Origin of the sequence: Arthrobacter ulcerisalmonis (assembly GCF_900609065.1) — a bacterium.
Taxonomy (GTDB): domain Bacteria; phylum Actinomycetota; class Actinomycetes; order Actinomycetales; family Micrococcaceae; genus Arthrobacter; species Arthrobacter ulcerisalmonis.
The window spans coordinates 277186-296428 of record NZ_UXAU01000038.1 but is presented as its reverse complement, the minus strand read 5'-3'; the positions used below and the strand labels follow the sequence as shown (position 1 = coordinate 296428).

The 19243-nt window shown below is 63.1% G+C and carries 18 protein-coding genes and 1 pseudogene; 10 read left to right on the top strand and 9 right to left on the bottom strand.

Translation table 11 applies throughout. The annotated features are described in order from the left end of the window. The first annotated feature begins 67 nt into the window (after positions 1-67). From PSET11_RS14305 to PSET11_RS14285, 5 genes are all read left to right on the top strand, one after another. A complete protein-coding gene (locus PSET11_RS14305; RefSeq protein WP_124092981.1) occupies positions 68-499 on the top strand; it encodes a VOC family protein in 432 nt (143 codons plus the stop codon). A gap of 41 nt (positions 500-540) precedes the next feature. Next, positions 541-1236, top strand: a complete 696-nt coding sequence (locus tag PSET11_RS14300; RefSeq protein WP_124092980.1) for a hypothetical protein — start codon at positions 541-543, stop codon at positions 1234-1236. Positions 1237-1436: 200 nt separating this feature from the next. Further along, entirely contained in the window at positions 1437-2807 is a 1371-nt protein-coding gene (locus tag PSET11_RS14295; protein ID WP_124092979.1) for an inorganic phosphate transporter, read from the top strand. Continuing rightward, positions 2804-3025 (top strand): hypothetical protein, encoded by a 222-nt coding sequence (locus PSET11_RS14290; protein WP_124092978.1) that lies wholly within the window; start codon positions 2804-2806, stop codon positions 3023-3025. Before PSET11_RS14295 ends, PSET11_RS14290 begins: the two co-directional genes overlap by 4 nt. A 9-nt stretch (positions 3026-3034) precedes the next feature. Continuing rightward, the gene (locus PSET11_RS14285) at positions 3035-3583 is read left to right on the top strand and encodes a dihydrofolate reductase family protein (protein WP_124092977.1); all 549 of its coding nucleotides are present in this window, start codon (positions 3035-3037) and stop codon (positions 3581-3583) included. 6 nt (positions 3584-3589) lie between these two features. On the opposite strand, the gene PSET11_RS14280 is transcribed toward PSET11_RS14285, so the two are convergent. Next, on the bottom strand, positions 3590-4069 hold the full coding sequence (locus PSET11_RS14280; protein WP_124092976.1) for a hotdog fold thioesterase: 480 nt from the start codon (positions 4067-4069) through the stop codon (positions 3590-3592). Positions 4070-4088: 19 nt separating this feature from the next. On the opposite strand from PSET11_RS14280, the gene polA reads away from it, so the two are divergent. From polA to rpsA, 3 genes are all read left to right on the top strand, one after another. After that, positions 4089-6845 carry a DNA polymerase I gene (polA, locus tag PSET11_RS14275; protein WP_377946833.1) on the top strand — a complete coding sequence of 919 codons (2757 nt, stop codon included), beginning with the start codon at positions 4089-4091 and terminating at the stop codon, positions 6843-6845. A 48-nt stretch (positions 6846-6893) separates the two neighbouring features. Beyond that, the gene (locus tag PSET11_RS14270) at positions 6894-8204 is read left to right on the top strand and encodes a GNAT family N-acetyltransferase (RefSeq protein ID WP_124092975.1); all 1311 of its coding nucleotides are present in this window, start codon (positions 6894-6896) and stop codon (positions 8202-8204) included. A gap of 195 nt (positions 8205-8399) precedes the next feature. Beyond that, on the top strand, positions 8400-9878 hold the full coding sequence (gene rpsA, locus PSET11_RS14265) for a 30S ribosomal protein S1 (protein ID WP_124092974.1): 1479 nt from the start codon (positions 8400-8402) through the stop codon (positions 9876-9878). 17 nt (positions 9879-9895) lie between these two features. Here the strand turns inward: rpsA and PSET11_RS14260 are convergent. Beyond that, positions 9896-11315 (bottom strand): annotated as a pseudogene (locus tag PSET11_RS14260) (HNH endonuclease). Positions 11316-11388: 73 nt separating this feature from the next. Further along, positions 11389-12087, bottom strand: coding sequence for an IMPACT family protein (locus PSET11_RS14255; RefSeq protein WP_124092973.1), 699 nt, complete (start codon positions 12085-12087; stop codon positions 11389-11391). 34 nt (positions 12088-12121) lie between these two features. Here PSET11_RS14255 and coaE point away from each other — a divergent pair, with 34 nt between their 5' ends. Together coaE and uvrB are read left to right on the top strand one after the other, a co-directional pair. Continuing rightward, entirely contained in the window at positions 12122-13336 is a 1215-nt protein-coding gene (gene coaE / locus PSET11_RS14250) for a dephospho-CoA kinase (protein ID WP_124092972.1), read from the top strand. Positions 13337-13416: 80 nt separating this feature from the next. Beyond that, a complete protein-coding gene (gene uvrB, locus PSET11_RS14245; protein ID WP_124092971.1) occupies positions 13417-15531 on the top strand; it encodes an excinuclease ABC subunit UvrB in 2115 nt (704 codons plus the stop codon). Positions 15532-15575: 44 nt separating this feature from the next. Here the strand turns inward: uvrB and PSET11_RS14240 are convergent, their stop codons facing one another. The 6 genes from PSET11_RS14240 to PSET11_RS14215 all read right to left on the bottom strand — a co-directional run bounded on the left by PSET11_RS14240 (position 15576) and on the right by PSET11_RS14215 (position 19165). Further along, positions 15576-15980 (bottom strand): DUF1003 domain-containing protein, encoded by a 405-nt coding sequence (locus PSET11_RS14240; protein WP_124092970.1) that lies wholly within the window; start codon positions 15978-15980, stop codon positions 15576-15578. A 58-nt stretch (positions 15981-16038) separates the two neighbouring features. Next, a complete protein-coding gene (locus tag PSET11_RS14235; protein WP_124092969.1) occupies positions 16039-16527 on the bottom strand; it encodes a pyridoxamine 5'-phosphate oxidase family protein in 489 nt (162 codons plus the stop codon). Positions 16528-16598: 71 nt separating this feature from the next. Further along, entirely contained in the window at positions 16599-16859 is a 261-nt protein-coding gene (locus tag PSET11_RS14230; RefSeq protein WP_124092968.1) for a hypothetical protein, read from the bottom strand. A gap of 14 nt (positions 16860-16873) precedes the next feature. Continuing rightward, entirely contained in the window at positions 16874-18361 is a 1488-nt protein-coding gene (locus PSET11_RS14225) for a DUF4389 domain-containing protein (RefSeq protein ID WP_124092967.1), read from the bottom strand. A gap of 1 nt (position 18362) precedes the next feature. Continuing rightward, a complete protein-coding gene (locus PSET11_RS14220; RefSeq protein WP_377946828.1) occupies positions 18363-18839 on the bottom strand; it encodes a universal stress protein in 477 nt (158 codons plus the stop codon). Further along, on the bottom strand, positions 18839-19165 hold the full coding sequence (locus PSET11_RS14215) for a DUF3040 domain-containing protein (protein WP_124092966.1): 327 nt from the start codon (positions 19163-19165) through the stop codon (positions 18839-18841). The genes PSET11_RS14220 and PSET11_RS14215 overlap by 1 nt, the downstream gene beginning before the upstream one ends. Positions 19166-19243: the final 78 nt, after the last annotated feature.

The following is a 19243-nucleotide window of genomic DNA, read 5'->3' as shown; positions in this document are numbered from 1 at the left end:
CGGCTGGTGGCATGGGGCAGGATGGTGACTGGTCCAGCAGTTGTTACCCGTCCCAAGGAGCGCCAGCATGTCCACCACCCTGAATCCCTACATCAGCTTCCGTGACAATGCGCGGGAGGCCATGACCTTCTATCAGTCAGTCCTTGGCGGTGAACTGACCGTCAGCACGTTCGGCGATTTCCAGATGACGGAGGACCCGGCTGACACGGACAAAATCATGCACGGCATGCTGATCACGCCAGGTGGTTTGATCCTGATGGGGGCCGATACACCGGCCCACATGGAGTACGCGCCTGGAGCGTCCATCTCCATCTCCCTGAGCGGTGAGGATGAAACCGAACTGCGCGGCTACTACGACAAGCTGGTTTCCGACGGCGGACGCGTCACCGTTCCGATGGAAAAGGCCCCTTGGGGTGACGTCTTTAGCATGTGCACCGACCAGTTCGGCATCGACTGGCTGGTCAACGTCAATGGCGCCGGCGGCGGCGCACCCGAGTAAGCAGCCTTGAGGCCCACCGGTCCGCCTGCAAGGATGGACCGGTGGACATCTTCCAATTCCTGTCCGACAAGTGGTGGCTGGTATTTCCGCTGAGCGCATTTGCCGGGCATTGGGCCAACTCATGGCGCAAGAGCTCCGAGCGCCGGCACCGCCGGAAGGTTGAGCTCTATACCCTCAAGAACCAGACCCGCGATGCCGAGGTTGCTGCTGCCGCCGACGTCGCAGCCATCATGGCCGCCCACGACGCCACCTCGGCGCGTTGGCTCGACTTTGAGCTCGATGTGGGCAAGCTCATCGACTATCCGCTGATGACGGATGTCCGGGAGCCGCTCACCGTCGCCTTCCTGCGGGCTAAACGCGTGGCTGACGGCCAGCGTCCGACGTCGGCGGAAGACGTCACGTCCCCGGCGCGTCTCGACGCCTATCGGCAGGCCGTGGACGCCTTCGCGGTGGCACTGGACGTTGCCGAACGGGAAGCCCGGCGCATCAAGGACAGCAAGTTCAGCGGACCCGAGCGGGAACGGCTGGCTACCGCGCGGAAGCTGCTGCGCATCGCCGAGGACTCCGCAGCCACACCTGCTGAGCGGCAGGCCGCCTACCGGCGGGCGCGCCGCGAACTGGACGGGCTCATTGTCATCCCGGACATCACCATCGCGGCGCTGGAAGCGAAGGTGGCACGGGAGATAACCGGTGGCACCGCAACTCCCGAGGCCACGGGGCGCGAATCCACGCCGTAGCTGGAGACTGGCCCCCGAGGAAGGCGGAACCCTGCCACCCGTTGTTTTGACCTGCTGGCGCGTGCGCGTACGATCGTAAAGGTTTCCTGCCGGTTGGTTATTTCCACAGGAGCATTCAGGCGAACACTAGATGAACATGCCATGCTTTCAGCCGGGACACGAGAAACTGCTGACCGTCGACTCTGCAGATTGGGCAACAGGTGGATATCACCGTAATGGTGGCGCTGGTGATCACACTGGCATTATTTTTCGACTTCACGAATGGCTTCCACGACACGGCGAACGCGATGGCTACCCCCATTGCCACCGGTGCGATCAAGCCGAAAACCGCTGTAGCCCTGGCCGCCGTCCTGAACCTGGTGGGCGCGTTTCTGTCCACCGAAGTTGCCAAGACGGTCTCGGGCGGCATCATCAGGGAAGGTACTGACGGGGTCCAGATCACCCCGGAGATCATTTTCGCCGGCCTGATGGGTGCCATCTTGTGGAACATGATCACCTGGCTCAAGGGCCTGCCCTCGAGTTCGTCGCACGCCCTCTTCGGCGGCTTGATCGGCGCAGCAATTGCTGGCATTGGCTTCAACTCGATCAACCTTGAAAGCTTGGCGCAGAAGGTGATCCTGCCGGCCCTCTTCGCCCCCCTGATTGCAGGCTTGGTGGCGTACATCTGCACCCGCCTGGCCTACGCCCTGACGTCCCGGCATGATCCGGACACCGGCAGCAAGCTCACTCAGAAGCGCGGCGGTTTCCGCACCGGTCAAATCTTCACCTCCAGCCTGGTGGCATTGGCTCACGGCACCAACGATGCGCAGAAGACCATGGGCATCATCACCCTGGTCCTCATTGCTGCGGGCACCCAGGAGCCGGGCTCCGGTCCCCAGTTCTGGGTCATCGCCGCCTGCGCGCTGGCGATCGCCATTGGTACCTACTCCGGTGGCTGGCGGATCATCAAGACCATGGGATCCGGACTGACCGAGGTCAAACCCGCCCAGGGATTTGCTGCCGAGACCAGCACCGCATCCGCCATCCTTGCCTCTTCACACCTTGGTTTCGCCCTCTCCACCACGCAGGTGGCGTCCGGGTCGGTCATCGGCTCCGGCCTGGGCCGGCGCGGGACCACAGTGCGGTGGTCCATGGTGGGCAAGATCGCACTGGGCTGGCTGTTCACGTTGCCCGCCGCAGGCATTGTGGGTGCCTTGACGGCACTGTTGGTGAAAACCGGGGTGGTTGGCGTTTTGATCGCCGCGATCGCCGGGACCAGCGCTGTGCTATTCATGTTCTTCTACTCGCGCAAAACCGAGGTCAACCACAGCAACGCCGTGGAAGTTGAGGAAGCCGGCCAGGCGGTCCGCTTCGCCAAAAAGAAGGCCATGGCTCGGGCCCGGGCGAAAGCCAAGGCAGCCAGGCTGGCAGCAGCGAAGCCCAGCTCCGACGCCGGGACCGACTCGGTTACTGCGGCACCAGCCGCCGTCGGGCCCGCCGACGCCAGCACCGCACCGGACGCAACGGCACCAGACGCCGCAGCGCCGAGCACCGAGGAAGCCGCCACCGATCCGCAGGAGACGCAACGATGAAATGGTTGGAACTGGTCACCGTTGCCGGGGCAACCCTGGCCTCCGCGGTCACCGTGGTGGTGCTGTATTCACTCGGTGTGCGCCTAACGGCCATCGCCGGCGATGCAAGCCAGCGTTCGCCCGGCCTCAAGCGTGGTCTCGCCTACGTCTGCTTCGGACTGTGCGGCGTGGCCGTCCTATTTGGCTTGTATCTGATCATCCCGTACTTCTCTCGGTAGGCTGGGGTGATGCCCCGATTCCAGTACTTCGTTGCCGCGTCCATCGACGGTTTCATTGCCACGTCCGCTGACAACCTGGACTGGCTGCTGCAGTTCGACGGATTCGACGGCGGCACCGAGAGTTACGAGGCCTTCATGGCCGAGGTGGGATGCCTGGTCATGGGCGGAGACACCTATTCGTGGCTGCTCGAGAACGCTCCCGGCGAATGGCCGTATGCAGGCAAGCCCTGCTTCGTGTTCACCCACCACGAGTTCACCGCAGTGGCCGGAGCCGACATCACCTTTGTGCGCGGCGACGTCACCGAATTCGCAGCGGACTTTCGTCAGGCTGCAGGCGACGCCAACACGTGGGTGGTGGGCGGCGGGAACATGGCCGCGCAGTTTGCCGCGGCCGGCCTCCTCGACGAGATCATCCTGTCCACCATCCCCGTGGTCCTGGGCGACGGAAAGCGCCTGCTCCCGCTGGCCGGCCCGACGTCGGCCCTTGAACTGACGTCCGCCCGCACTTTAGGGCGCGGCATCGTCGAGTCGCGGTACCTGCTCACGCCCGCCGGCTAGGTGCAGTTAGGGCTTCGGACCCGCGGTGGGGGTGTCGAGGAGCATGTTGGTGATCCGGGCGGTGGACAGCCGACGGCCGTCTTCATCGGTCATCACGACTTCATGGGTGGTGAGGGTCCGGCCCAGGTGAACAGCCGTGCAGGTACCGGTTACCAACCCCGTTCGGATGGACCGGTGGTGGGTTGCGCCCACCTCGATGCCTACCGCGTGCCGGCCCGGGCCCGCCTGCAAGGAGGCGGCCAACGAGCCCAGCGTCTCGGCCAGCACCACGTGCGCGCCGCCGTGCAGGATGCCCGCTACCTGGGTGTTGCCTTCAACAGGCATGGTGGCGACCGCCCGTTCGGCGCTCAATTCCAGGAACGTGATGCCCATCCTTACCACCAGCGCCCCGACTCCCATCGAGCCGAGCCAGCCGTGCAGATGCTCGGGAATACCGGCTGCCGTCAGTTCGGCGGCGAAGGGTACGGGCGTGAATTTGTCCATCATGCCAACTAGGCTGGCACCTGTGAGTGAAACTACCAAACCGGCCCCCAGCCCCGCCCAGATCCTGCAGGAGGACCCCGCGCCAGCAGTGACACCGCAGGGTAAGCCCCGGCTTTTGGTCCTCGATGGGCATTCCATGGCGTTCCGGGCGTTCTTTGCGCTACCGGCCGACAAGTTCTCAACGGCCAGTGGCCAGCACACCAACGCCATTCACGGTTTTACGTCCATGCTGATCAACCTCATCAAGGATCAGCAGCCCACCCACATTGCCGTGGCGTTTGACGTCTCGGATGAGACCACGCACCGCAAGGCCGAATACAGCGAGTACAAGGGCGGCCGGAACGAGACCCCCCGCGAGATGAGTGGCCAGATCGACCTGATCGGGCAGGTCATGGAGGCCTGGGGCATCAAGACCATCAAGATGCCCGGTTTTGAAGCGGATGACATCCTGGCCACTCTGGCGTCCATGGGGGACAAGGCAGGCTTCGAAGTCTTGCTGGTCTCCGGCGACCGGGACGCCTTCCAACTGATCACTGACAACGTGTTTGTGCTCTATCCCAAGAAGGGTGTCAGCGACATCCCCCGGATGGACGCCGCAGCGATCCAGGAGAAGTACTTCGTCAGCCCGGCCGAATATTCGGACCTGGCCGCACTCGTGGGCGAGACGGCGGACAACCTGCCGGGTGTCCCCGGCGTGGGTCCCAAGACGGCCGCCAAGTGGATCAACCTCTACGGCGGGTTGGAGGGGGTTTTGGCGAACCTTGACTCCATTGGCGGCAAGGTGGGGGACGCCCTGCGTGAGCACGTCGATTCCGTAAAACGCAACCGGAAGCTCAACCGCCTCCACACCGACCTGGACTTGCCTGTCACCCTGGACGACCTCTTCGAGCCCCGCCCGGATCAGGCGGCGTTGGAGAACCTTTTCGACGACCTCGAATTCAAGACGATCAGGACCCGGCTGTTTGCTTTGTACGGCGACGCTGACACCCCTGCCGCAGAACGGGAAAGCATTCCCGTCCCCGACTACATCCGGCCGGAGGGCGCTGCCGTGCTGACAGCGTTCTTCAACGCCGGCGCCGGCCAGCGTTCCGCCGTCGCCGTTGACCTGGTTCCCGGCCGGATCGGCGAAGACGCTGCGGCTTTGGCCATCGTCCGGGAGGATGCTGCCGCGTACGTGTCACTCGAGGGCCAGGATGCTGCAACAGAAAACGTCCTCGCCGCGTGGCTGGCTAAGGCCGATGAACCCAAGGTGCTGCACGGTTTCAAGGCGGCACTGAAAGCACTCAGTGTCCGCGGCCTCACTCTTAACGGCGTGGTGGATGACACCTCGATCTCGGCGTACTTGATTGAGCCGGATCGCCGCACCTACGAGTTGGCGGAACTTGCCCAGCACCACCTCAACGTGGGTCTTCCGAGCGCCACTGCCAAAGCTGGCCAACTGGAACTGTCCTTTGACGGGGACGACGCCGCGGCGGCCGACGCGCTGATCCAGGCGGCCGCCGTCGTGCAGTCCCTCAGCGCTTTTTTCCAGGCGGAACTGAAGGATCGCGCGTCCGAAGAGCTGCTGACCTCACTGGAACTGCCCGTGAGCCGTGTCTTGGCAGACATGGAGCTGGCAGGCATTGGGATCGATTCGAGCCAGATGGACGACCAACTCGCGGACCTGGCCCGGGTGATTGAGCACGCGCAGGAGCAGGCGTTTGCGGCGATCGGCCACGAGGTGAACCTCGGATCGCCCAAACAGCTGCAGACGGTCCTGTTCGAGGAGTTGGAACTACCCAAGACCAAGAAGATCAAGTCCGGGTACACCACTGACGCTGCGTCACTGAAGAACCTCCTGGAGAAAACCGGCCACGAGTTCCTGGTCCAGTTGATGGCGCACCGTGAGTCGGCCAAGCTCCGGCAGATGATCGAATCGCTGAAGAAATCCGTGACGGTGGATGGCCGAATCCACACCACGTACGCGCAAAACGTGGCCGCCACCGGCCGAATTTCGTCCAACAACCCCAACCTGCAGAACATCCCCATCCGCAGCGAGGAAGGCCGGCGCGTGCGCGGCATCTTCGTGGTCAGTGACGGCTACGAATGCCTGCTGTCAGCGGACTATTCACAGATCGAAATGCGCATCATGGCGCATCTTTCCGGCGATGCGGGCCTGATCCAGGCGTACAAGGACGGCGAGGACCTGCACCGGTTTGTTGGCTCGAACATCTTCCACGTGCCCACCGAGGAAGTCACCAGTGCCATGCGCTCCAAGGTCAAAGCCATGTCCTACGGTCTAGCGTACGGGCTGACCTCATTCGGACTGTCCAAGCAACTGGAAATCTCGGTGGACGAGGCCCGCACGCTGATGAAGGACTACTTCGACCGGTTCGGCGCCGTCCGGGACTACCTCCGTGGCGTGGTGGACCAGGCCCGGATCGATGGCTACACCGCAACCATCGAAGGCCGGCGCCGTTACCTGCCCGACCTCACCAGCACCGACAGGCAGGCGCGGGAGAACGCCGAGCGGATCGCCTTGAACAGTCCCATCCAGGGCTCCGCCGCGGACATCATCAAGCGCGCCATGCTGGGCGTGCACGCCGAACTCGCAGCGCAGGGCCTGAAATCGCGAATGCTGCTCCAGGTGCACGATGAACTGGTGCTGGAGGTGGCAGCGGGGGAGCGGGCCGCCGTCGAACGACTGGTCACCGAACAGATGGCCGCCGCCGCTGACCTGACGGTGCCGCTGGAAGTCCAGATCGGCGTCGGACCCAGCTGGTACGACGCCGGTCACTAGCGTTTCGGTGCTGGTCAGGCGCCGGTTTCATTGGTTAGGCTCAAGAACATGTCCGAATTGAGTGCAGACTATGAAATCCGGCGCTTCCCGGCCGTTACCAGCGACCATGAGGCCTTCCCACAATCGATCGCCTGGGGCCAGGCGGTGGGATTCGGCTTCCACGAATCCACCCGCACCGCCGATCACGTGGAGAAGACGCACGCGACTTATGTTGCAGACGGCCGGATCCTTACCGGCGTCTACCAGACCGGGGCAGTAGCACCGTCATCGCTGCCTGCCGAGACGCCGGTGGCGACGTTCGGGACGTTCCGCAAAACCCTCAACGTGGGCTTTGGCCGGACCTTGCCCAGTCACCTGATTACCGCCGTCACGGTCCGCACCACCCACCGGCGTCGCGGTTTGCTGCGCGCCATGATGGCCGCGGATCTGCAACTGGCAAAGGACGACGGGGTGGCCATGGCCGCCTTGACCGCTTCGGAAGCAAGCATCTACGGCCGGTTCGGGTTTGGCGTTGCCAGCTTTGAGCGCAGCATCAAGGTGGACACCAGCCAGCGCTTCACTGTGCAGCATCAGCCAGTGGGCAGCGTCGAAATTGCCGACCCCAAGGTCCTCCTGGAGCTTGCTCCGCAAGTCTTCGACCGAGTGCATCAGCTGACGCCCGGCTCGATCGGTAGGCAGGATTGGTACCGCCAACTGGCCTCCGGAACGCTGGGTCGCGATGGGAAAGCGGACCCCGCCATCAAGGTGGCGCTGCACTACGGTCCGGACGGGACGTTGGATGGCTACGTGTCGTACAAGTTCGCTGGCTGGGACACCGAACCGTACACGGTGGAAGTGGTGGACCTCCTCGCTGCCAGCAACGCTGCCTACCTCGAGCTGTGGCAGTTCCTGGGCGCCATTGACCTGATCCAGCGGGTGAGCTGGGAGGATGCTCCCGTTGACGATCCGCTGGGGTGGGCCTTGACCGATCCGCGCTGTATTGAAGCCTCGGATGTCCGGGACATGCTCTGGCTCCGCATCCTGGATGTACCGGCTGCGCTCTCGGCACGGCACTACTCTGCTGACGGCAAGCTGGTCTTCAAGGTTGCTGACACCTTGGGCCTGGCCGGTGGAACGTTTGCGGTGACCGTCAGTGGCGGAGCTGCCACGGTGGAACTCCTGGCAGGTGGTTCCGGTGCGGAAGCTGGCGTTGACGTGGAGCTCGACATCGCGGACCTCTCGTCCATCTACCTGGGCGCTGTCAGCCCGGTGACGTTGGCTGCTGCCGGCCGGATTCGCGAACACCGGAGCGGTGCCGCGCTGCAGGCGCGGGACATGTTTGCCGTGGAGCGGTCAACGCACTGCCTGACCCACTTCTAGGTGCCTGCCGCTTTTGACCCTGCCAACGCCAACCGACTAGACTAAACGGGCGTGTGTTACGTGTGCACTGTTCTGTGCACCTGCAGGCCACGCAATCAGGATGACCCGGCAATCCGCCGTGCTCCGTTCCCAGGTCAATACCCGGAAGCGGTGGTCGCCTGACCAAGTTACTATCCACAACGGAGCCCCTACTACATGACCATCACCTCCACCGAGAAGCCCGGTACCCCCGTCGTCGCCATTAACGACATTGGGTCCGCTGAGGACTTCCTCGCAGCAGTCGACGCCACCATCAAGTACTTCAACGACGGAGATCTCGTCGAAGGTACCGTTGTCAAGGTTGACCGCGACGAAGTTCTGCTCGACATCGGTTACAAGACCGAAGGTGTCATCCCTTCCCGTGAGCTTTCCATCAAGCACGATGTTGATCCCGGAGACGTTGTCTCCGTTGGCGATCAGGTCGAAGCTTTGGTTCTCACCAAGGAAGACAAAGAAGGCCGCCTGATCCTCTCCAAGAAGCGCGCTCAGTACGAGCGTGCCTGGGGCGACATCGAGAAGGTCAAGGAAGAAGACGGTGTCGTCACCGGTACCGTCATCGAGGTTGTCAAGGGTGGTCTTATCCTCGACATCGGTCTGCGCGGCTTCCTGCCCGCATCCCTCGTCGAGATGCGCCGTGTGCGCGACCTGGCTCCGTACATCGGTCAGCAGATCGAAGCCAAGATCATCGAGCTGGACAAGAACCGCAACAACGTGGTCCTTTCCCGCCGTGCCTGGCTCGAGCAGACCCAGTCCGAGGTTCGCTCCACGTTCCTCAACAAGCTGGAAAAGGGCCAGGTTCGTCCCGGCGTTGTTTCCTCGATCGTCAACTTCGGTGCCTTCGTGGACCTGGGCGGCGTAGACGGCCTGGTTCACGTTTCCGAGCTGTCCTGGAAGCACATCGACCACCCGTCCGAGGTTGTCGAAGTTGGCCAGGAAGTCACCGTCGAGGTTCTCGAAGTCGACCTAGACCGCGAGCGTGTTTCGCTCTCGCTCAAGGCTACGCAGGAAGATCCGTGGCAGACCTTCGCCCGCACCCACGCCCTCGGCCAGGTTGTTCCGGGTAAGGTCACCAAGCTGGTTCCGTTCGGTGCGTTCGTTCGCGTCGAAGACGGCATCGAGGGCCTGGTTCACATCTCCGAGCTCGCCGTGCGCCACGTTGAGCTGGCCGAGCAGGTTGTCTCCGTTGGTGACGAACTGTTCGTCAAGGTCATCGACATCGACCTGGAACGCCGCCGTATTTCGCTGTCCCTCAAGCAGGCCAACGAAGGCGTCGACGCCGAGTCCACCGAATTCGATCCGGCTCTCTACGGCATGGCCGCAGAGTACGACGAAGAGGGCAACTACAAGTACCCCGAGGGCTTCGATCCCGAGTCCAACGAGTGGCTTGAAGGCTACGAGAACCAGCGCGCCGCCTGGGAGCAGCAGTACGCTGACGCCCAGACTCGCTGGGAAGCCCACAAGAAGCAGGTTGCCCAGCACGCTGCCGACGACGCTGCAGCTGCAACGTCCGGTGACAGCGATTCCGGCACCACCAGCTACTCCTCGGAGCCGGCTGCAGAGTCCAACGCTGGTGCAGGTACGCTTGCGTCTGACGAGGCTCTCGCCGCACTGCGTGAGAAGCTCACCGGCAACTAATTGCCACCGGCGCCTTGCTAGGCGCCACCTACTGCAGGCCTCCGCTTCGGCGGGGGCCTGCAGTATTTAACGGCAGGCTGCACGTCTAGCGGCGGTCTTAGCCTGGTTGCTTCAGAGCCAGCACAACCTCGGCGATCGTGCCGCCCGGCGGTGGCCGGTGCCGCGGAGTGGTAGAGGTGCCCCGTGGGTGTGCTGAGCCGGATGCGATGCGTCCGGCCCGGCCGGAGGTCCGCCTTTGCCTTCCAGCCAGGGAGTTGCTTGGTGTAGTTGCAAGCCTCACAGAGACCGGCTCCGTTACTGGCGGCCGTGGTACCGCCGTTCTGACTGCTCAGGACGTGGTCAACGTGCCGGATGGGGGCGTCGCAGTACGGTGTCCTGCAGGTGTGGTCCCTGATATCAATGAAGCGACGCAAGCCCGGCGGGAAGAGCCTCGCCTGTGACTCCAAGGCCATCAATTCACCGGTGCCTGGCGCCGTGTAGAGCCGGCGAAGCCACACCTGCAGGCTGTCCGCTGCACCGCCGCCGAGACGGGCCCGGGCCCAGCCTGCGGGCACGATTCCGTAGCCTGAGAGGCGCGCAGGCTCCGCGTCGCCCTGGAACAGGGTTCGGTCCGTCATGACCAGGTTGACGGTGACGCCTGAGATGCCGCTGGGCGTCCCCGTGGTGCGTTCCACCAGCGCATCGGCCATGATCTGCTGGCGGCTGCGCTCATCGCCGGCGCTTTTCAGGGTGTCTGCGTGCCTGGTGAGAGCGGCGTAGGCGGCGACGCCCTCGGCGACTGGCAGGAGAGCGGTCAGGTAGGTCATAGTGTCTGGTGCCGGGCGGAGCCTGACATGCCGTTCCGCACTGGCATGGCTTGCCCGCTGGGTCACGGAGCGCGGGTCACGTCGATACGCTGCTGCCCTGGCCACCGCAACGATGGCGCGGTCGCCGGCACCATCGAGGGTTCCCGGTATCCGCGGCGATTTCGTCGTCCACCGCGGCCCGGTCTGCAGCGCTGAGGCAGGCAGTCTCCTTGATGATCAGCGTGGCCCGCCATTCGCTGAGGTGTCCGCTCTCCAGCGCGGCCAGAGTGTGCGGCATTTCCGTGACCAGGGCCTTGGCCGCACCGAGGTGCCGGCTGCCGCGGGCGGGCGAATCGCGCCGCGCCAACGAGATCTGCGCAGCGACGCCCTGGCCTTGGTCTGCAGGGGACACACCGGCATCAGCCTGTACCCTGCGTTCGCGAAGATCAAAGGTGACGCTGAGCCGGGCCTGCGCTCCGGCGGCGGCTGAATTGAGGTCTTCGAGTTCGCGGAGCTGGTCAATGAGGCCGGCGTTCGTGGTGGCAGGTATGAGCGCTGTGACCCCGGAAATCAGCTGGCCAACTGTGGTGCCGCGGGAAGGAACGGTGCCGGCCGGCGTCGTCGGAGTCTGCGAATCCTGCGTGCCTTCCATAGCCAATTATCCCCCCAAACAGGCCCAAAGTGTGGGACGTTGGTGGCGCTGGAGGTGGAGCAGCGGGCCCGATTCAGCGTGTGGAAAGACCCGCCGAATCCAGCCATTCCGTTCCCTCGGGAACCAATTCCGCCGTGCCTGACGTCAGCGACAGCAACCTGCTGTGGGCGTCCGCGAGAGCCGCGACCTCGTCCGGCAGGGCGAGGCGCAGGACGGTACTGCTGACGCCATAAGTTGTTGCGGCCATGGCGTAGCCTGCGGAGCGCAACTCGTTCTCGAGTCGGCCAGCGTTGCCCGGGGGCACGGTCACGGCGCAAATCCGCAACCGGTTCCGCTGCACCAGGGGTGCCAGCGCCAGCGCGGAAGAAACCGATTCCGAGTAGGCGCGCACCAGGCCACCGGCGCCGAGGAGCACGCCGCCAAAATAGCGTACGACGACGGCGCTGATGTCGCTGAGGTCGCTCACTCCGGGAGCTGTCTCCCGTTTCGCCAGGGCCTCGAGCATGGGCGCCCCCGCGGTACCGGCCGGTTCGCCGTCGTCGTTGGAGCGCTGGGTGGTCCGGTCGGGGCCCACGATGAAGGCTGAGCAGTGGTGCCGGGCATCGTGGAATTCGCGGCGGAGTTCGGCAACCAGGTCCCGGGCCGCTGCCTCGTCTGGCGTCCGGCGGAGGACGGTGATGAAGCGGGAACGGCGGATCTCAAGCTCGTGCCGGACGTCGGAGCCGGCGGCCAGGGTGGTGTACCGCGTCGCCCTGCTCTCCTGTTCCTGCACCGGTCAAGTGTAGCGGTGGCGCTAGTGTGGGGGAGTGCTGAAGATTGGATTGACGGGCGGCATCGCCTCAGGCAAATCGTTGGTGGCCACGCGACTGCGGGAGCTGGGCGCCATCCTGGTGGACGCGGATGCGCTGGCACGGGAAATGGTGGAGCCCGGCACCCCCGGCCTGGCCGCGATCGAGGCCGAGTTCGGTCCTGACATCCTCACCGCCGACGGTCGTCTTGACCGGCCTGCCCTGGGTGCCGTGATCTTTGCCGACGCGGGCCGGAGGGCCGCGCTGAACGCGATCGTGCATCCGCTGGTGCGGGCCCGATCCGCCGCACTGGTCGCGGAGGCGCCTCCCGGCTCCGTGGTGGTCCAGGACATTCCGCTGCTGGTCGAGTCCGGGCAGGGGAGTGCATTCCACCTGGTGCTGGTGGTTGACGCGACGGCGGAAGCGCAGCTACGACGCATGGTCCAGTACCGGGGAATGACGACGGCGGAGGCCGAGTCCCGGATGGCTGCCCAGGCCACGCGACAGGACCGGTTGGCCGCCGCTGACGTGGTGCTACAGAACAACGGTGTTCCCGCGGACGTGCTGGCCCAGGTGGATCACCTTTGGGAGTCCCGGCTGCTGCCGTTCGCCCGCAACATAGTGGAACAGCGCCGCGCCGAACGGACAGGAGCAGCGGCGATGGTGCCGCACCAGGCGAACTGGGCGCCCACTGCAGCTCGGCTGGCAGCCAGAATCAAGGCCGCTGCACCCGATGTCATTCTTGCCGTTGACGACATTGGCTCCACCGCTGTGACCGGACTGGCTGCCAAGGATGTGCTGGACCTCCAGGTTGCGGTTCCTGACCTCGCTGCCGCTGACCGGATTGCGCCCCTGCTCGCTGCTGCTGGGTTTCCCGTGGTGCCGGGTACGGGCTTTGATACGCCAAAGCCATCGGACCCGGATCCGGCGGCCTGGCAGAAACGATTCCATGCGAGTGCCGATCCCGGCCGGGCCACCAACGTCCACGTCCGAGCAGTGGATTCGCCAGGCTGGCGGTACGCGTTGATGTTCCGGGATTGGCTGCAGGCAGATGCCACCGCCCGGGTGGCCTACTCCGAACACAAACACGCCCTGGCCAAGGAGTTTGCGGCCGCGCACGGGACTTCTGCCTACGCCACCGCCAAGGAGCCGTGGTTCACGGACTTTGCTTGGCCCCGCATGAGCGCGTGGGCCGAACGCACGGGGTGGCGGCCGCCGTCGTACGCGTCCTGAAGGTTGGTGTGAGTGGGCTGCCCGTTCGCTCGTAACGGATCGGCCACTACGTTGTCAGTGCCCGGTTGTAGATTGGATGCATGAGCCTTGCGCAGGAAATCAACCGGGTAGTTTCGCCTTTCGAAGTCATCAGCGAGTTCAAGCCCGCCGGTGACCAGCCAGCCGCCATTGCCGAACTGACGGAGCGGATTAAAAACGGCGAGAAGGACGTGGTGCTGCTGGGCGCCACCGGTACCGGCAAGAGCGCCACCACCGCCTGGCTGATTGAACAGGTGCAACGGCCAACGCTGGTGATGGTGCAAAACAAGACCCTCGCCGCCCAGTTGGCCAACGAGTTCCGCGAGCTCCTACCAAACAATGCGGTGGAGTACTTCGTTTCGTACTACGACTACTACCAGCCCGAAGCGTACGTAGCCCAGACGGACACCTTCATCGAGAAGGACTCTTCCATCAACGAGGAAGTTGAACGGCTCCGGCACTCCGCCACCAACGCCCTCTTGACCCGCCGCGACGTGATCGTGGTGGCAACAGTGTCGTGCATCTACGGCCTCGGCACCCCGGAAGAGTACATCGCCGGCATGGTCACGCTCCGCAAGGGCGCCGAGATGAACCGAGACGATCTGCTGCGGAAGTTCGTCTCCATGCAGTACGCCCGCAATGACATGGATTTCCACCGGGGCACCTTCCGGGTCCGTGGCGACACCGTGGAAATCATCCCCATGTATGAGGAACTTGCCCTCCGCATCGAATTCTTCGGCGACGAGATCGAGAACATCCAGACGCTGCACCCACTCACCGGTGAGGTGATCCGCGACGAGGAAGAAATGTACGTCTTCCCAGCCTCGCACTACGTGGCAGGGCCGGAGCGGATGGCCCGCGCCATCAAACGGATCGAAGACGAACTCGCGGAGCGGCTGCAGGTACTCGAAAGCCAGAACAAGCTGGTGGAAGCCCAACGGCTGCGGATGCGCACCACCTATGACCTGGAAATGATGCAGCAGATGGGGTTCTGCAATGGCATCGAAAACTACTCGTCCCACATTGACGGCCGGGCGCGCGGCACAGCTCCGCACTGCCTCATTGACTACTTCCCTGACGACTTCATGCTGGTGATTGACGAATCCCACGTGACGGTGCCGCAGATCGGTGCCATGTATGAGGGCGACATGTCGCGTAAACGCAACCTGGTGGACTTCGGCTTCCGACTGCCGTCCGCCATGGACAACAGGCCGCTGAAGTGGGACGAGTTCCTGGAGCGCGTGGGCCAGACCGTCTACCTGTCCGCCACCCCCGGCAAATACGAGCTCGGCAAGGCTGACGGGTTTGTGCAACAGATCATCCGGCCCACCGGCCTGATCGACCCGGAGGTGATCGTCAAGCCCACCAAGGGCCAGATTGATGACCTACTCGCCGAAATCAGGGTCCGGGTAGCCAAGGACGAGCGCGTCCTGGTCACCACCCTCACCAAGCGCATGTCAGAGGACCTCACGGACTACCTTCTGGGCCACGGCGTGAAGGTGGAATACCTGCACTCTGACGTTGATACGCTGCGCCGCGTGGAGCTCCTCCGTGAACTGCGGATGGGATCCTTCGACGTCCTGGTGGGCATCAACCTGCTCCGTGAAGGCCTTGACCTGCCCGAAGTATCGCTGGTGAGCATCCTCGATGCGGACAAGGAAGGATTCCTGCGGTCCTCCACGTCCCTCATCCAGACCATCGGCCGCGCAGCCCGTAACGTCTCGGGCCAGGTCCACATGTATGCGGACCGGATCACCGACTCCATGGCCCACGCCATCGACGAAACCAACCGCCGCCGGGCCATCCAAGTTGCCTACAACACCGAACGTGGCATCGATCCCCAGCCACTACGGAAGAAGATTGCCGACATCACCGACCAGTTGGCCAAGGAAGATGCCGATACCAATGAGCTGCTGGGCAGCTTCGACTACGGCAAGGGCAAGCGTGGCATTACGGGGGCGAACAAGCCTGGGGCCAAGAAGGGCGCGGTGCAGGTCCGGTCGGACGGCCTGGCCGCTGCCCCTGCCGAAGACTTGGTGGGCCTGATCGGACAGCTCACGGAGCAGATGCATGGTGCTGCTGCGGACCTTCAGTTCGAGGTGGCGGCCCGGATCCGGGACGAAGTCAGCGAACTGAAGAAGGAACTGCGCCAGATGCAGGCGGCCGGGCACGCGTAAGGCGGTCAACGTGGGGGGACCCAGAAAAACCGGGAGTAACCCCGCTATTCTCCTCTGATCCTTTTCAATTCTTTCAAGATGGCGAGCTGCTCGCGATTAATGGAAATCAGAAGTTCGATCTCTTCCTTAGCCTTGAGGTTTGTGTCGTAGTCGTGCTGGGCCATGGCCGCAGTGATGGCGTCCTGTCGTTTGGCGGCAATGAGGAGGATGGCGCCTTGTAGCCCGGCCAGCATTGAGAGCAAAAGGTTGAGGAGTATGTAGGGGTAGGGGTCCCAGGCACTCGTTATCAGTGCCCACGTGTTGATGCCTGCCCAGACCAACATGAAGATGATGAAGCTCCCCACAAAAGGCCAGCTTCCCATTCCGTTCCGCATGACGTCGGCCGCGCGCTGACCTCTTGTGAGGGAGGCTTTGTGTTTGTCGTGCCAGGTCTTTTGTTGGTCAGCCATACCCTGCCCTGCCTTGCTGCGTGTGCTTGCGTGCGTGTGAAATCCTCCGATGGCGGGGCTATTCGAACAGCGCCCGACGGGCGTCGTTGGTCGTGCGTTTCCACGGATCAGGACGAACCACTGCGAATCGCCGGCCAGTGAGAGAACGGGGTATCAGGCGGATGTAATGGTCCTTAGCGCCGGGCTGCGACGGCTCGAGCCCTAGGGCATCAATTTTCGCCGTCTCCACAGGATCTGTCATGAGAACTGATTCACCGCCAGCTACCACACTCCACGCCTCCGTAGTAGCCGCATCGTAACCGTCGATTTCCAATACGCTGGGCCTTGACGCCATCGCTCCCCACAGTTTCCGTCCAGGACCGCTGCGGAAAACGATGTGGCGTTCATAAAGGACGTAATTCACCGGGAAGATCTCAGGACGCGAATCAACCACTAGGCCAAGGCGGCCGAGGGTTGCTGCAGCCAGAAGTTCCCAGCACTGGTTATAGGACAAGGATGCGGAACCGTTTGCGAATGTGGTTTCGCTGATGCTGTCTGGGTCATGCATTGAGGACCTCTTTAGCCGATAGGTGGAAGCCGGTCGGTTCGTTCGGCCGGCAGTATTGATGAAGCCCGTTTCTAGACGACTTTAACCAGTTTGATTTGTTCGGTGTACCTCTCGAGTTCCTGGGACCAGTAACTGGGGTCGTTGGCCATCAGGTGGTACCGCGGTAGGAAGTCCCGGAACAAGTCCGCCAACAACAGTTCATCCTTTTCCACCACGAGGCGGACGGCGTCGACAGTCAATGGAGTATTCAGAAGTTGTTCAGCGGGGACTATGACTTCGTGTAGATCGTCATCAGACCGGAGACGGAACGAATATTCAATGGCGAATTTCATCCGAAATGCAGCCCCTATCGTTTTACTGTTGGTGCGTCGATAGGCACGAGTGCCGCCGTTTGAGGCACCATTTGGTCGGGATCGGTGGCGCCTTGATCCAAGCGGAAAGGTGGATATTCGTCGCGCATGAGTGCCCCATAGGCGAGTACGCGGTAGATCCACCGGTTGATGCCCATGATTAAGGCGAACAAGGACTGCGGATACCGGCCGGTGAACAGCAGGATCAACACTGCGGTGAGCACCAGTAGCCCCATCAAGGACAGTCCGCCGACGCGGTCGTCGACGACGCCTGATTCGCTTCGCACCTCCCACAGCCGGGTAGCAGCTCCAGTGAAGGAAGCGACGATTAGTAGGTGTGGAATGAGGAGGAACCAGGACTTGATGAGGACTAGTCCTCGAGAGAGCCGCTGTGGATAGTCTACGTCGAGGTCTGCTGGGTAGTCCGTGCGGGCGAGGGTGAACGGGGGATACCGGTCGGTGCCAGCAGCAGCGTAGGCGTAGAAGGCAACGCGCCAGTTCCAGCGCAGGACGCCGACGTTGAAGTGGAAAAGCGATTGTGGATAGCGGCCCGTGAGGAGAATGGAAAACCAAGCGAAAATGCTGGTTATGGCGAAGGCGAACCATAGGAAGACCAGCACGAAGTAGTGTGGAACAGCGAGGAACCACTTCACCAGCCACATCCATGGCGAAATAGCGGGGTCCAAGTGGCCCGCTATGTGCAAGGGATAGGAGGACGCTCCAGCTGTTTCGGGAGCTGGAGAAGGCCGCCTGATTGGTTCGAAGCCTCTTGACTGTACCGGCCCCAACGGCCCGTGATGCCGTCCGATACGAGCGGCGCCAGCGATCAAGAGCGGTAGTCCGACGATGAGTGCTAGGACCCCGACGAGCAACATGCTTGTTGCTGCCGGCTTGATCAGCTCGGAGCGGAACCCCGCTTGTAGATCAGCGGAAACACCAGGTGTGGCCTCAGCATTCATGACCACTACGGTCCAATTGCCGGCCGTGAGGTTCCACGTCACTTCCTGTTGGCCCGGTCCTGATGCCGATGCGGCCCAAAACTTCTGAAGGCTTGGAAGTGTTGGCGTCGATGATGCCGCGACTTCCCTATACCCGGGCCGGAAAGGCCGGAATTTCACTTCCTGCAAAACGGTGTGCTGTATTCCCCCGAGATACTCCTCCACGTCGTCGTTCGCGGCAATGCCGATGAACACGTCGCGGCCAGGATCGGCCGCGGTGGCCCGCAACCTCAGTGTCCCGATGTCGAAAGGAAGCCTCTCGGGCGTGCCCTCGCCGAAAGCGTAGAGTTGTGGTGAGACTAAGGCGTAGGACGAGACGGTGTAGCGCTCCGTGGGTGATGTGAAGAATTCTCCGTCGCTTTGTGCCGTGGCAAACCACGAGGCTGCTGCACCTGCTGCAGTGAGCGTGAAGCCGAAGATTGACAGGGCGATGCCGACAACGAGCAAAACGATTGAACCAGATTTCGTCCGCTGACCTGCCGGCATGTTAGGTGGACGATTCTGGTGAATGGACCACGACGACGGGGCAGTGGGCATGGGCGATGCAGGCCGAACTGACGGAGCCGAGGAGAAGTCCTCCGAAACCACCGTGTCCGCGTCGTCCAACAACGAGCATGGCGGCCTGTTTACTGCCTTCGATCAGAACGGTGCGAGCCGAGCCGTGCACCAAGTGCGTACTGACATTTTTGGGTTTATCCGGCCCGAGGGCTGTGATGACGGTTTCCTTCAGGGTCTCCTCGGCGTCATGAGCGAAGGTATCGAACCCCACCGCCAGATATCCTTGGTATCCCAGCGGTATCTCCCAACAGCCCCACGCTTCCAGCGGCGCGTTGAGAGCCGTTGCAAGCCGTTGGCCGTGGCGTAGTGCCTCAACTGATGCCTCGGACCCGTCGACGCCGACCAAGATCTTTCCCGTGTCCAGATTGCCGGTCATCATGTCCTCCTCTGTGTGGGGTACGGTCATCACTTTCTCTTCTCCGCTCCGATACCGGGCGTGAGGACGCCGGGCTTCCACCGGAGGGGGCGGTCGCCCATAAAGAGAGTTGCCCAGTACGTTCCCCCTCCCATCAGCAAGAATCCGACCACCTCGAGGGCGAGGTTACCCAGTGCGAACCCTGCCAGCATCAGGCCGAGACCGGCGAGACCCGCAATGATGCCGCGTTCAGTGGGTAGCCAGCGTCGTCTGTCGGGATCTTTCGAATCCGGGACTGTGGTCGGCTTGGGGGCGGTTGTGTATCGACGTTCTACGTGGTCAGCCACTCGGGGCTTTTCGATCTCTGGGAGTCCCATGATCGCCTCCTGTTGTTCTTTCCAGCATGTGCTGCAGAGGGAAGGGGAAACAGGGCCTAAGGTCACAGTAAAGTCAGG